This is a genomic window from Flavobacterium chilense, assembly GCF_001602525.1.
Lineage (GTDB): Bacteria > Bacteroidota > Bacteroidia > Flavobacteriales > Flavobacteriaceae > Flavobacterium > Flavobacterium chilense.
The window spans coordinates 285,204-297,917 of sequence record NZ_LSYT01000001.1 but is presented as its reverse complement, the minus strand read 5'-3'; the positions used below and the strand labels follow the sequence as shown (position 1 = coordinate 297,917).

Annotated in this window: 13 protein-coding genes; 6 read left to right on the top strand and 7 right to left on the bottom strand. The window is 32.6% G+C overall.

The features are described 5' to 3' along the window. Positions 1 to 26: 26 nt before the first annotated feature. The 4 genes from A4F88_RS01115 to A4F88_RS01100 form a co-directional block, all read right to left on the bottom strand. On the bottom strand, positions 27 to 704 hold the full coding sequence (locus A4F88_RS01115; protein WP_068840699.1) for a metal-dependent hydrolase: 678 nt from the start codon (positions 702 to 704) through the stop codon (positions 27 to 29). A gap of 30 nt (positions 705 to 734) precedes the next feature. Further along, positions 735 to 1,697, bottom strand: coding sequence for a 1,4-dihydroxy-2-naphthoate octaprenyltransferase (gene menA, locus A4F88_RS01110; RefSeq protein ID WP_068840698.1), 963 nt, complete (start codon positions 1,695 to 1,697; stop codon positions 735 to 737). A gap of 86 nt (positions 1,698 to 1,783) precedes the next feature. Then, positions 1,784 to 2,617 carry a 1,4-dihydroxy-2-naphthoyl-CoA synthase gene (locus A4F88_RS01105; protein ID WP_053473251.1) on the bottom strand — a complete coding sequence of 278 codons (834 nt, stop codon included), beginning with the start codon at positions 2,615 to 2,617 and terminating at the stop codon, positions 1,784 to 1,786. Between the two features lie 720 nt (positions 2,618 to 3,337). Continuing rightward, the gene (locus A4F88_RS01100) at positions 3,338 to 4,192 is read right to left on the bottom strand and encodes a CvfB family protein (protein WP_068840697.1); all 855 of its coding nucleotides are present in this window, start codon (positions 4,190 to 4,192) and stop codon (positions 3,338 to 3,340) included. Positions 4,193 to 4,358: 166 nt separating this feature from the next. On the opposite strand from A4F88_RS01100, the gene A4F88_RS01095 reads away from it, so the two are divergent. Then, positions 4,359 to 5,708 carry a M28 family metallopeptidase gene (locus tag A4F88_RS01095; protein ID WP_068840696.1) on the top strand — a complete coding sequence of 450 codons (1,350 nt, stop codon included), beginning with the start codon at positions 4,359 to 4,361 and terminating at the stop codon, positions 5,706 to 5,708. Positions 5,709 to 5,768: 60 nt separating this feature from the next. Here A4F88_RS01095 and menD read toward each other — a convergent pair whose 3' ends face one another. Then, positions 5,769 to 7,430, bottom strand: a complete 1,662-nt coding sequence (gene menD, locus A4F88_RS01090) for a 2-succinyl-5-enolpyruvyl-6-hydroxy-3-cyclohexene-1-carboxylic-acid synthase (protein WP_068840695.1) — start codon at positions 7,428 to 7,430, stop codon at positions 5,769 to 5,771. A gap of 174 nt (positions 7,431 to 7,604) precedes the next feature. On the opposite strand from menD, the gene A4F88_RS01085 reads away from it, so the two are divergent. Together A4F88_RS01085 and A4F88_RS01080 are read left to right on the top strand one after the other, a co-directional pair. Then, entirely contained in the window at positions 7,605 to 8,783 is a 1,179-nt protein-coding gene (locus tag A4F88_RS01085; RefSeq protein ID WP_068840694.1) for a thioredoxin family protein, read from the top strand. A 21-nt stretch (positions 8,784 to 8,804) separates the two neighbouring features. Next, complete coding sequence (locus A4F88_RS01080) at positions 8,805 to 9,302, top strand: GNAT family N-acetyltransferase (protein WP_068840693.1); 498 nt, start codon at positions 8,805 to 8,807, stop codon at positions 9,300 to 9,302. Between the two features lie 78 nt (positions 9,303 to 9,380). Here A4F88_RS01080 and A4F88_RS01075 read toward each other — a convergent pair whose 3' ends face one another. Together A4F88_RS01075 and A4F88_RS25825 are read right to left on the bottom strand one after the other, a co-directional pair. Further along, complete coding sequence (locus A4F88_RS01075; RefSeq protein WP_068840692.1) at positions 9,381 to 9,968, bottom strand: glutathione peroxidase; 588 nt, start codon at positions 9,966 to 9,968, stop codon at positions 9,381 to 9,383. A 417-nt stretch (positions 9,969 to 10,385) separates the two neighbouring features. Further along, entirely contained in the window at positions 10,386 to 10,508 is a 123-nt protein-coding gene (locus A4F88_RS25825) for a hypothetical protein (protein WP_262494445.1), read from the bottom strand. A gap of 342 nt (positions 10,509 to 10,850) precedes the next feature. Here A4F88_RS25825 and A4F88_RS01070 point away from each other — a divergent pair, with 342 nt between their 5' ends. The 3 genes from A4F88_RS01070 to A4F88_RS01060 all read left to right on the top strand — a co-directional run bounded on the left by A4F88_RS01070 (position 10,851) and on the right by A4F88_RS01060 (position 12,655). Beyond that, on the top strand, positions 10,851 to 11,381 hold the full coding sequence (locus tag A4F88_RS01070) for an RNA polymerase sigma factor (RefSeq protein ID WP_068840691.1): 531 nt from the start codon (positions 10,851 to 10,853) through the stop codon (positions 11,379 to 11,381). Further along, positions 11,381 to 12,169 carry an anti-sigma factor gene (locus A4F88_RS01065; RefSeq protein ID WP_068840690.1) on the top strand — a complete coding sequence of 263 codons (789 nt, stop codon included), beginning with the start codon at positions 11,381 to 11,383 and terminating at the stop codon, positions 12,167 to 12,169. Before A4F88_RS01070 ends, A4F88_RS01065 begins: the two co-directional genes overlap by 1 nt. A gap of 105 nt (positions 12,170 to 12,274) precedes the next feature. Continuing rightward, entirely contained in the window at positions 12,275 to 12,655 is a 381-nt protein-coding gene (locus tag A4F88_RS01060) for a DoxX family protein (protein ID WP_068840689.1), read from the top strand. The last annotated feature ends 59 nt before the right edge of the window (positions 12,656 to 12,714 follow it).

The following is a 12,714-nucleotide window of genomic DNA, read 5'->3' as shown; positions in this document are numbered from 1 at the left end:
TTTGATTTTACTCAGAATAAGAACTATTATAACTCGATTGATTCTCCTATTTCAAGCAGCATTAAATCTTTTCCTTTATCAAAAAACTTACGAATTGCGTCTTCGTGATCGATTTTGATATAACCAAATGTGTCAAAATGGTAGCCCAAAATTTTATCACATTCTACAAAATCTGATGCGATGATGGCGTCTTCAACATCCATAGTAAAATTATTTCCTATTGGAAGAACAACTAAGTCCAGTTCTGTTCTTAAAGGAATTAGTTTCATATCCATTGTAAGTGCTGTATCGCCTGCAATGTAAATATTTTTGTGTTCTCCTTCGATTACAAAACCACCCGGATTTCCGCCGTAACTTCCATCAGAAAATGAGCTGGAGTGAATTGCGTTTACATATTTTACTTTTCCAAAATCAAAATTCCAGCTTCCACCGTGATTCATTGGGTGCGCGTTAAGTCCTTTTTTGGCATAATAACTTGTAATTTCTGCATTAGAAACAATCACGGCATTGGTACGGCCAGCAATAGCTTCTACATCCAGAACATGGTCGCCATGCGCATGAGTTACTAAAATATAATCGGCCTTTAATGTGTTTATATCGATTGCTGAAGCTAGTGGGTTTCCTGTAATAAAAGGATCTACAATAATGTGTTTTCCTCCTACTTCAATGCCTAATGACGCGTGTCCGTAAAATGTAATTTTCATTTTGATACGTTTTTAAAGTTGAACTTTGTTTTATCTTCCTCCCAAAAAAAGATTAACGATAATATCTGAAATCAAAGAGATCATACATACTGTTAACAATATGGAAAGTAAAAATGTACTTAATGCCAGTTTTTTTAATTCGGGATCTAAAAGTTTAGGATCCTGATTTTTATAAACGGTAATTAAATGTTTAGTTAAAGGAATATATGCTAATAAAAACAGGTATTGGTCGAAATTGTAATCGCTTAAAATGGCAAAAACAATTACAGCAATCATAGCTGTAATAATGATCGACATATGATAAACCTTTGCTTTTGCTCCGCCAATTTGAACTACGATAGTATTTTTGCCTGATTTTCTGTCTGATTCTTCATCTCGCATATTGTTCAGGTTTAAAACCCCAACGCTTAGTAATCCTATTGCAACTGCCGGTAAAATCAATAAGGGATCTACTTCTTTTGAATATAAAAAGTTAACTCCTAAAGTGCTCACAAGTCCGAAGAAAATGAAAACAAATACGTCTCCAAATCCTTTGTATCCATAAGCAGAGTTTCCAACAGTATAACGAATAGCTGATGCAATTGCTGCTATTCCTAATAAAAGAAAGAATATGGAGTAAACGAAATTTGTGGCTCCAAATGCAAAATAAATTAAGGTTATAGCGGATAATAATGTTAGCAACGAGGTAATGATTATAGCCTTTTTCATGGCCTGAGGTGTAATAACACCGCTCTGAATAGCACGCTGTGGCCCTACTCTGTCTGCATTATCTGTACCTTTTACTCCGTCTCCGTAATCATTGGCAAAATTGGATAAAATTTGCAATCCTAATGTTGTTAATAAAGCAAAACCAAATATTTTCCAGCTAAATACTTCTGTAGGCGTGTTGATTGTTTCTGTTGGATTAGAAAGTGCATAAATACTTCCTACTATAATTCCGGAAACTGATAATGGCAAGGTGCGCAATCTGGCGGCTTCAATCCAATGTTTCATTTTAAGTTTAGTTTTTTTAGTTTGAGGTTTCAGGTATCAGGTTCGCAACTTACAAACCTGAAACCCGAAACTATTTTATAACTTCTTTATGGAAGCCATTTGTTTTCTCCGAAGTTTGGTTTTCTTTTTTCTAAGAAAGCATTTCTTCCTTCTTTTGCTTCTTCGGTCATATAAGCAAGACGAGTTGCTTCTCCGGCAAAAACTTGCTGACCAACCATTCCGTCGTCTGTTAAGTTCATGGCGAATTTTAGCATTTTTATAGAAGTTGGTGATTTTTGAAGTATTTCCTGAGCCCATTCGTATGCGGTAGCTTCTAACTCATCGTGTGGAATTACAGCATTAACCATTCCCATTTCAAAAGCTTCCTGAGCTGAATAGTTTCTTCCTAAGAAAAATATTTCACGTGCTTTTTTCTGACCTACCATTTTTGCCAGATAAGCAGATCCGTAACCTCCGTCAAAACTGGTAACATCAGCATCTGTTTGTTTAAAAATAGCGTGTTCTTTACTTGCCAGTGTCATATCGCAAACTACATGTAAACTGTGTCCGCCTCCAACTGCCCAACCCGGAACAACTGCAATAACGACTTTTGGCATAAAGCGAATTAAACGTTGTACTTCAAGAATATTTAAACGATGCTGACCGTCTTCTCCAACATAACCCTGATGTCCGCGTGCGTTTTGATCACCTCCGCTGCAAAAAGAATAAACGCCATCTTTTGTTGATGGCCCTTCGGCAGAAAGTAAAACTACTCCAATCGAAGTGTCTTCCTGTGCATCGTAAAAAGCCTGGTACAATTCTGAAGTTGTTTTAGGACGAAAAGCATTTCTAACATTTGGTCTGTTAAAGGCAATTCTGGCAACTCCGTTACATTTTTTATACGTTATATCTTCGAATTCTCTGGCTGTAATCCAATCCATTGCTATTTGTTTATTTTAAAAATTATAGTGTAAAAATAAATCATTTTTATATTTTTACCTACTGTATTTGCTTTAAGTCTGTGAGAAAATAAGTTCTAATGTTAACAATTAGTATTGTCTTACAAAAAATAACATTTTTTAACATTAGTTTCAAAAAATAATAAGTAATTTTACACCCTATAAATCAATGAGATACATTTTATTTCATTGGTTTTAGATTGATTTTCTTTCACTGATTTATTAACCTAAAAAATGATTTTTTTGAGAAAATTTAAAAAATTTGTCGCTCATTTTTTTATGGTTTTTATTCATAAGCCTTTGATTAATGAGCAAATGATTTATTCATTTGTAGAAACTTCAAAAAGGAGATAGTAGCACCTAAGGTTAAACGCTGGAATTGTTTATGTAATTAGTATCAGATTGATTACGAAAAGAGGAAAAATGCTAACTAAAACTTTCTATAAGTTATTTTATTAAACCAAATGGACTAGCCGTGAAATTGAATCTTTGATTTTAATATGAATGTATAGATTGTTTAAAGACATACCATTTTAGGGGATAGTTTCTAAAATTCATAAAGCTATTATTTCCTGAATGGATTCGAATTATTTTATTTCTGTTTTTTTTTAATTACAATTTTTTTTAAAACTAGAATAAAAAGGGAAAGGCTACTTGTAATGAGTAGCCTTTTCTGTTAATATCGTTTATAAGTGACCTGAATTATTCTTTTACAAGATAAATTCCATCTTCTTTAATTTCAATGAGTTTGTCTTTATATAAAGCCCCAATTGCTTTTTTGAAGGTCTTTTTACTCATTTTTAAAACGGTTTTAATATCCTCAGGATGCGAATTATCGTTTAAACGTAAAAAACCGCGATTGGCTCTTAATTCGTCCAGTATTTTCTCTGCATTTGGTTCAATACTCTGATATCCCTGAGCTTGCAGTGCAACATCAATTTTATTATCAGGACGTATATTTTTAATATAACCACGCATTCTGTCTCCGGTTCTTATGGCGTCATCATAAACTTCATCTTTGTATAACAAACCTTTATGCTGTTCATTGATGATAACATTGATTCCTAATTCAGTAATATGCGAAACTATTAAATCAACTTCTTCGCCTTTTTCAACTGTAAGCTGATCGTTATTTAAAAATTGATTCAATTTACTTGAAGCTACCAAACGATTGGTTTTTTTATCCATATAAAGGTAAACTAAATAACGTTTTCCTTTTTCCATCGGACGTGCCTGCTCTTTAAACGGAACCAGAATATCTTTTTCCATTCCCCAATCCATAAAAGCTCCCACATTATTAATGTAATTAACTCTTAAAAGTGCAAATTCATTTAATAAAATATAAGGTTCTAATGTTGTAGCAACAGGGCGTTGTTCGTGATCCAGATACACAAAAACAACAAGCTCTTCGCCTATTTCAAATTCATTTGGAACGTATTTGTTTGGTAATAAAATATCGTGAATCCCTTCCGGGTCTTTTTCAGGATTTCCTAAAAATAAACCAACTTTGGTATCACGTAATATAGTTAGGGTGTTGTATTTTCCTATTTCAATCATATTCTTCAAGTTCTAAGCCGTAAAGTAGCTAAGTTTTTATGGTGCAAATGTACGAAGTTTGAAAATGGTACGACGAAAATGTTTTAAATAAAAAACTACTGCATCACTTTTACCGGTTTGATATTTTTTTAATTAAATTTGAGAATCTGAAATTAATCTCAAATCAATGAAAAAGACCTTATTTTATTCCGTTTTTACCCTTGTGTTTTTTACACAAATTTCAATTGCTCAGGCAGTTGAAGATCCTGAAATAAAAAAAATGATTACCGAAATTAAAGCTGAGAACCTGGAAGCTACTGTTCGAAAATTAGTTTCTTTTGGTACAAGACATACTTTAAGCGATACAAAAAGTAAAACAAAAGGTATTGGAGCAGCACAACAATGGGTAAAATCTGAGTTTGATAAATTTGCTTTGGAATCTAACGGAAGACTTACTTCGACAATAGATTATTTTACTGTTAAAGCAGATGGAAAACGTGTAGATAAAGATAGCCAGCTTGGAAATGTTATGGCAACTTTAAAAGGAACTGACCCAAATGACAATCGTGTCCTTGTTATAAGCGGACATCTTGATTCGAGGGTTTCTGATGTTATGAATATAAAATCTGATGCGCCTGGTGCAAATGATGATGGCTCCGGGGTAGCTGCCGTAATCGAATTAGCGAAGGTAATGAGTAAAAGGTCTTTTCCTGCAACTATTGTTTTTGTTGCTGTAGTTGGCGAAGAACAAGGGCTTATTGGTGCACGTCATCTTGCAGAATATGCCAGAGAATCTAACTGGAATATTATCGCAATGCTTAATAATGACATGATTGGAAATAGTTTATCAAGCGGAACAAATTTGAGAGATAATACACAAGTGAGAATCTTTAGTGAAACTATTCCGTTTTTAGAAACTGAAGATGAAGCCAAAATGCGTAAAGCGACCAGTCGTGATAACGATAGTCCTTCGAGATTATTGGCCCGTTATATTAAAACAGTCACTGAGCAATATGTAGATCAGCTAAAAGTTAAGCTGGTTTACCGAAACGATCGTTTTTTACGTGGCGGCGACCATACTCCGTTTAGTCAAAACGGATTTGCAGCGGTTCGTTTTTGTGAAATGAATGAAAATTTTGATCACCAGCATCAGGATTTAAGAACTGAAAATGGTATCAAATATGGTGATTTAGTAGAATTCATGGATTTTGAATACCTGAGAAAAAACACCTGTTCAAATTTAGCTACTCTGGCTAATTTAGCCTGGTCACCAAAAGCTCCGGTTAATGTAGGCATCGAAGTCAAAGAGCTTTCAAATTCTTCGGCTTTGGCCTGGACTGCTCCGGAAGGAAAAGCGCCATACGGTTATCAGATTTTAATGAGAGAGACTTCGTCTTCTCAATGGGAGAAAACTTTTTTTGTAAAGAATACAAAGGCTGAAATACCTTATTCTAAAGACAATTACTTTTTTGCAGTCCAAACGGTTGATGCTTTAGGGCATGCCAGCTTGCCTGTATTTCCAATTCCGATTAGATAATCATGAAAACAAAAAAAGCGCCAATTTAGGCGCTTTTTTTGTTTAAAGAATAAACTGAATTTAGATAAGTTCTTTAAAATATTGTTTTAAAATAATATCGTTTTCAAAAGTTGGAGTAAAAACTTCTAAAATTGCTGGTTCATCATTTGTTGCATAAAGTAACTCAATACTTTTTTCTAATGACTCTGCATCAGAAGCGACAAAATAATTCAGTTTGTACATTTTGGCCAAATGTTCTGCCGTTAAGTGATGTGAAGTTTCGAAATACGTATTAAATACCGGTTTTTCCTGATGTCCTGGTAAAATCCTGAAGATTCCCCCTCCACCATTATTAATTAAAATAATTTTGAAGTTTTTAGGAATATATGAATTCCATAATGCATTACTATCGTATAAAAAACTGATATCTCCGGTAATGAAAACAGTTTGTTTGTTATTGCCAACAGCTGCTCCAATAGCGGTTGATGTGCTTCCGTCGATTCCGCTGGTTCCGCGATTACAGAAAACTTCGATTGAAGGATCTATATGAATTAACTGTGCGTATCGAATTGCAGAACTGTTACTAATTTGCAGCTGACTATTTTCAGGAAGGGATTCAATTACTTTTTCAAAAACTTTAAAATCAGAAAAAGCTATTTTTTTCAAATAGGCATTTCTTTTTAATTTTCTCAAATCATAAACTTCCTTAATTTCTTTAAAATAATTACTTTCTGTTAAACTGGTTTTAGACAGTAATTCATTAAAAAAATCGTTTGGTTTCATGACAAAATGCTGTGTTAAGGCACCAAACGTATCATAAGCACGTAAAGCATCAATATGCCAATGGTGTTTTGGTTTGTATTTTCTTAAAAAGCCTTTAATTCTTTTTGAGACAATCATTCCGCCAAAAGTGATTAGGATTTCGGGATTAAAAGCTTCAAAATCATCATCATCAAAAGGTGTAATTAAAGTATCAATACTATTAATAAAATCAGGATGATGTAAGTTTGAAGTTGTTTCTGTTAACACTACAACCGAAGGATCATTGGCAAGATTTTCAACAATTTTATCGTCTATAGCATTTGCTTCGTTTACCCCTACTAAAACAAGTTTACGGCTGGCAGCATTCCAGATCGAAATAATATCAGCTTCATTTTCAATAATTTTGGTTCCGATGATTTCTTCTGAATGTGTGATTTTTGGCTCTACAGAAAGTGTTTCAACGGTTTCGTATAATGGTTCTTCAAAAGGTGCATTGATATGAACGGGGCCTTTTTGAAGTATAGCAGTTTCGATCGCTTTATTGATTTTTAAATCGTTTTCAACAGAGGCTTCTTCGTTTAAATTGGCATTAAAAACAGAATGATTCTGAAAAACATTTTCCTGACGAATGGTTTGTCCGTCCCCAATGTCAATCTTACTTTGCGGACGATCTGCCGAAATTACAATTAACGGAATCTGACTGTAAAAAGCTTCGGCTACAGCCGGATAATAATTTAATAAAGCAGATCCTGAAGTGCAAACAACAGCAGTTGGCAATTGTGTTTGCTGGGCAATTCCCAAGGCAAAAAAAGCTGCACAACGTTCGTCTGCAATGCTGTAACATTTAAAGTTTGGATTTTGTGCAAATCCAATTGTCAGGGGTGCATTTCTTGATCCGGGAGAAATTATAATATTGGTGATTCCTTTTGCTATACAAATTTCGATAATGCTTTGTGCAAGCGCTATTTTGGGGTAAATCATTCTTATGGTGTATTACTTTTTGAAAAAAAATCTAAAGGCTCAGATTTTTTTTGATATCACAAAGTTACAAACTTCGTGTTGGATTTAACTTATAAATAGGAAGATATTAAGGCTTGTTTTTAGAAAAAGGGGATATATTTGTATAAATGATTTTTTAATACAAATAAACCTGTTATGCGTTTCATATATACACTCCTGTTTTTTATTTCTTTACAAGCCACAAATGCTCAAAATCAGTTTATTCCGGATGATGTTCCTTATAAAACTGCCTTGGAGAATGCAAAAACTCAGGGAAAACCTCTTTTTGTAATGCTGTATGCAGACTGGTGTCCGCATTGTAACCAAATGAAAAAAGAAGTTTTTAGCGATCCTGCTGTAATGGATTTTTTAAAAAAACATTATGTGTGTTCCTGGAAAAATATTGAAAAAGAGGAAGGAATTGCGCTTAGGGACAAATACAATACTAAATCATTGCCTACTTTTTTGTTTATAGATCCCAATAATGAAACACTTTTGTATGCTTTGAAAGGAGAATCTAAAAAGGAAGATTTTTTAACAGAAGCCAACTATGCTTTAAACCCTAAAATGCAATTACCATATTTAGAGAAACAGTTTCTTGCTGATCCGAGTGATGTGAACAAATTTTTTACTTACCTGAATACACTAAAAAAAGGAAAAGACAGAACCGATTTATCAATTCCAACCCATACTTATCTTAATACGCAATCTGATGCACAATTGGTAAGCGAGACCAACTGGCGTGTTATTGCTAATGGTGTTACGGATATAAAATCAAGAGAGTTTCAATACGTTCTAAATCATCAGAAAGAATTTGCGGTTGTGGCTTCTCAAAATCGTATTGATCGTAAAATTGAAAATATTGTTTCAGAATTACTTCGTCCGTATGTTGATAATTTAGATACGGTAAACTATTATAAACAAAGAGAAGTTGCAAAGTCTATTCGCTTACAGAAAACGGATTCTTTAGTTTTTAAATTTGATTTGACTTTAGCGGAAAGAACAGAAAAATGGCAATTTTACAAAAAAGTAACACTTGAAAATACTGAGAAATTAGTATGGAATGATGCCAGTTTTCTAAAAGATATCGGACAAACATATTTAAAACATATTGCTGATGCCGAGAGTTTAAAAAAATCTATTTTTTGGGTAAAACATTCTATAGAATTAAATGATTCTTATGATGGAAACCTGCTATTAGCCAGGCTCTATAATAAAATAAAAGATAAAAAATCAGCACTCAAATATGCGAAGGACGCCAAGGTCATTTGTACTGAAATGACATGGAGTACTAAAGATGTAGATGCTTTATTAGCTGAACTCAATAGCAAATAATAAAAAACAAGTATATAAATAATGAACCTAAAACTCAGACCAGCCACAACCAAGGATTTAGAAAAAATTCTTGAAATTGTAAACCACTCCATTTTACATACTACTGCAAATTATAGTTACGATATTCAGACTCTTGAAGTGCAAACGAAATGGTTTGAAGATAAAACAGCTAAAAATCTGCCCATTGTTGTAGCCGATTTAGATGGTGAAGTTGTAGGTTTTGGTAGTTATGGTCAGTTTCGTGAAAAAATTGGTTATCAATATACGGTTGAGCATTCTGTGTATGTGGTTGATCATGTGATAGGAAAAGGCATTGGATCTAAATTATTATCGGAATTAATTCGTCTTGCAAAAGAACAGGGGTATCATGTTATGATTGGCGCTATCGATGCTGATAATGCCGGAAGTATTGCGTTTCATGAACGATTTGGCTTTGTGGCAACAGGAACTATTCGCGAGGTAGGATACAAATTTGATCACTGGCTTGATTTGGTTTTCATGCAGTTAATTTTAGTTTAAAATGCATTAGATTATAAATAAAAAATCCACAAACCCGAATGATTTTCTGGTTTGTGGATTTTTTAATTACGATAGTTTTTAACTTTTTATCCAGTTGATAATTTCAGGATCTGTTGGTAATGTTTTTGGTTTGATAACTTTTACCAGTTCTCCTTTCTCGTTGATTAGGTATTTTTGAAAATTCCATTCAACTTCAGAATCCTGTAAGCCATTTTTAGACTTTTGTGTCAGGAATTTGTACACTTCGCACATATCATCACCTTTTACAGAAACTTTATCCATCATAGGAAAAGTTACACCATAGTTTTGCTGGCAAAATGTTTCAATTTCTTTGTTTGTTCCTGGTTCCTGTGAAGCAAAATTGTTAGCAGGAAAACCTACAATTACAAAACCTTTATCTTTATATTGTTTGTAAATTGCTTCAAGATCTTTGTATTGAGGTGTTAGTCCGCATTTTGAAGCGGTATTTACAATCATTACTTTCTTTCCTTTTAGAGAAGCAAAATCAAAAGTGTCTCCTGATAAATCTTCAACTTTAAATTGATAAATGGTTTCTTTTGCCATGACTTTATCTGTTTTAGATAATTTATTTTTACTGGTTTGAGCCTGAATTTGTGTACCGGCTAATAGTACAAGGCTACATGCTATAAATGCTATTTTTTTCATTGGATAATTTTTTATAAAATTAGTTAAAATCTGTTTTACAGCATGATTTGAAGGTCTTTATTTTTATTAAACATAAGTTAAATAAAAAATTGAAGCCTAGCGTTAATCAGACGCTAGGCTTCCCCCCATACAAACAAATCAAACCATGAATTAATTGTTATATTATTTTATATTTTTATTTTAAAATATAGCTGATGCCCCGGTTATATTGAAAATCTTACTTGGAATTATAATACCTTCTAAGTTCTATATTTTATTTCTGGCGTTTATATCTTAAAATTTACTAATTCTAATAATAAGATGAATCTGGTATTTTAATTTCTTATTTAAACTTTCTGATTGGAAGTCCAAGGACATCAACTATTCTTTATTTAAATGGAATTATATTTATACGCTAATCAAATATTTCAATACTATCTAAAATCTCAATTCCTGATTTCGGGCAAGTTCTTTGGTAAAATCACTTTTGCTAAAGCTTGCCAATGCTAAAACTGTTGTTAAACCCACAATCAATATTTTCAAATTATATGTGTTATTCATAATATCAACTTTTAATTTATTGAGATTTATTTTACAGTATTTTAGAAATCAATTGTTAAAATTTAATTTTCTTTAAATTTTAAATATCAGAATTTTCATTTCGTTTTAAGGCTTACTGCTATTTTACGGCCTTATCATCTGATGTTATAATAGCATATACGAAACTGGATTACTTTTGGTTTTAAAAAATTGAAAAAAAATCATATTTTTTTTAAAACCCCTTATTTTACTAGGTTTTAGCCTGTTAAAAAAAATGCAATTTTCACAAAAAAATAAATTACCTTTATCTTCAGGCATGAAAATGTTTCCAAAAAATTAGTTTAAGCTTAAAAATCCCAATCTATGAGTCAAGAAGAATTATTAGTATTAATTTACAAGAAAGACGAAAGAGCTTTTACCCATTTGTACGATATGTACTCAAAAAGTTTATTTTCAGTTATTAATGTTCTTATAAAAAATCGAGAAGAGGCTGAAGATGTTTTGCAGGAAGTTTTTGTCAAAATCTGGAAAAACATCGATTCTTATAACGAAAGTAAAGGTCGATTTTATACATGGATCCTTAATATTGCTAGGAATACCTCAATAGACAAATTAAGATCCAAAAATTTTAATAACAGCCAAAAAAACCTTTCTTCAGATAATTTCGTAAATCTGTTAGACGACAGTAATAAATTAACTAATAGAATTGATACCATTGGTATTCAGGAATTCGTCAAAAAACTGAAACCAAAATGTATCGAAATTATTGATTTATTATTTTTTAAAGGATATACCCAACAAGAAGCTTCAGAAGAACTGGCAATGCCATTGGGAACTATCAAAACGCAAAACAGAAACTGTATTAACGATTTAAGAAATTATCTAAAAATATAATGGAAGCACAAGAATATATAGAATCAGGAATTCTGGAATTATACGTTTATGGTTTATTAACCGAAACTGAAAATCTGGAAATAGCAGAATTGGCCAAGAAGAATCCGGATGTTGATCAGGAAATTATTTCGATAGAAAAAGCTATTGTTGCTTTATCATCAAGTTTTTCACCTTTTCACTCGGTAGCCAATTTCGAAAAGATAAAAGCCCGTTTAGAACTTAAACATGGCAAAGTAGTCGAAATGAAACCGGCTTCAAGCTGGACTCAATATGTGGGCTGGGCTGCTGCAGTACTTTTACTTTTAGGTCTTGGGTATCAAACTTTAGAACTTACAAAAACAAAAGAAACTATTGCAACTGTTGGTAACGAGAAAAACAAAATCCAAAGAGATTATGCTTTCTTAGATCAACAAAATAAAGAAACCCAGAAAAATCTAAGTATCGTTAGGGATATTAAAAACACTGGTGTTACGCTTGGCGGACAGGCAGTTTCTCCAAGTTCATTTGCAAAAGTGTACTGGAACAAAGACACAAAAACAACTTATATTGATGCTGCTGGTTTACCAACACCTCCAAAAGGAATGGTTTATCAAGTGTGGTCTTTAAAATTAAGTCCGGTACTTACTCCAACAAGTATAGGTTTACTGGATAATTTTGAAGCAAACAGTCAAAAAATCTTTGCTGTAAGTCAGACAGATTCGGCAGAAGCTTTTGGAATCACACTGGAACCAGCCGGAGGAAGTTTAACGCCTACAATGACACAATTATATACTTTAGGAAAAGTTTAAAAGTAAACTTGTTATAGAACCCAAAAACGCATATTAATCTATTTAATGTGCGTTTTTTATTATTTTTAATTTGAATAACCCAGCTATAAATCAAAACACTAAACCATGAACGGAACTTTACTCTTGCGACTCGCTGTTGCCCTTATCCTCCTCACCCATTCTGTTTTTGGAATGTTTGATAACGGAATTAATGATTTTGGAAATTTATATTTAAATCAAATTGGATTTGCGCCTTTTGGTGTTCTTCTGGCCTGGCTCATTAAACTATCTCATATTATTGCTGCTATACTTTTAATTCTTAACAAATACATCAAGCTTGCAGGATTTGTAACCATTTTTGTTTTGATTATGGGAATTGTATTAGTTCATTTTAAAGAAGGTTGGTTTGTTGTAGGCGGCGGAAGAAATGGCGTAGAATATAATTTCTTACTCATTATCGTGCTTCTGGCAATTATGTTCCCAAATGGATTAAAAAAAAGTAAATAATTAAAGAAAGCTTATTGACTTATTTTATTCGAGAATTTAAATACAAAAGGTTCAACCGT

Bases quoted from the DNA above. Each gene is read 5' to 3' on its own strand.
- A4F88_RS01115 (WP_068840699.1), bottom strand. From the start codon at position 704: ATGAAAATTACATTTTACGGACACGCGTCATTAGGCATTGAAGTAGGA.
- menA (WP_068840698.1), bottom strand. From the start codon at position 1,697: ATGAAACATTGGATTGAAGCCGCCAGATTGCGCACCTTGCCATTATCA.
- A4F88_RS01105 (WP_053473251.1), bottom strand. From the start codon at position 2,617: ATGGATTGGATTACAGCCAGAGAATTCGAAGATATAACGTATAAAAAA.
- A4F88_RS01100 (WP_068840697.1), bottom strand. From the start codon at position 4,192: ATGATTGAAATAGGAAAATACAACACCCTAACTATATTACGTGATACC.
- A4F88_RS01095 (WP_068840696.1), top strand. From the start codon at position 4,359: ATGAAAAAGACCTTATTTTATTCCGTTTTTACCCTTGTGTTTTTTACA.
- menD (WP_068840695.1), bottom strand. From the start codon at position 7,430: ATGATTTACCCCAAAATAGCGCTTGCACAAAGCATTATCGAAATTTGT.
- A4F88_RS01085 (WP_068840694.1), top strand. From the start codon at position 7,605: ATGCGTTTCATATATACACTCCTGTTTTTTATTTCTTTACAAGCCACA.
- A4F88_RS01080 (WP_068840693.1), top strand. From the start codon at position 8,805: ATGAACCTAAAACTCAGACCAGCCACAACCAAGGATTTAGAAAAAATT.
- A4F88_RS01075 (WP_068840692.1), bottom strand. From the start codon at position 9,968: ATGAAAAAAATAGCATTTATAGCATGTAGCCTTGTACTATTAGCCGGT.
- A4F88_RS25825 (WP_262494445.1), bottom strand. From the start codon at position 10,508: ATGAATAACACATATAATTTGAAAATATTGATTGTGGGTTTAACAACA.
- A4F88_RS01070 (WP_068840691.1), top strand. From the start codon at position 10,851: ATGAGTCAAGAAGAATTATTAGTATTAATTTACAAGAAAGACGAAAGA.
- A4F88_RS01065 (WP_068840690.1), top strand. From the start codon at position 11,381: ATGGAAGCACAAGAATATATAGAATCAGGAATTCTGGAATTATACGTT.
- A4F88_RS01060 (WP_068840689.1), top strand. From the start codon at position 12,275: ATGAACGGAACTTTACTCTTGCGACTCGCTGTTGCCCTTATCCTCCTC.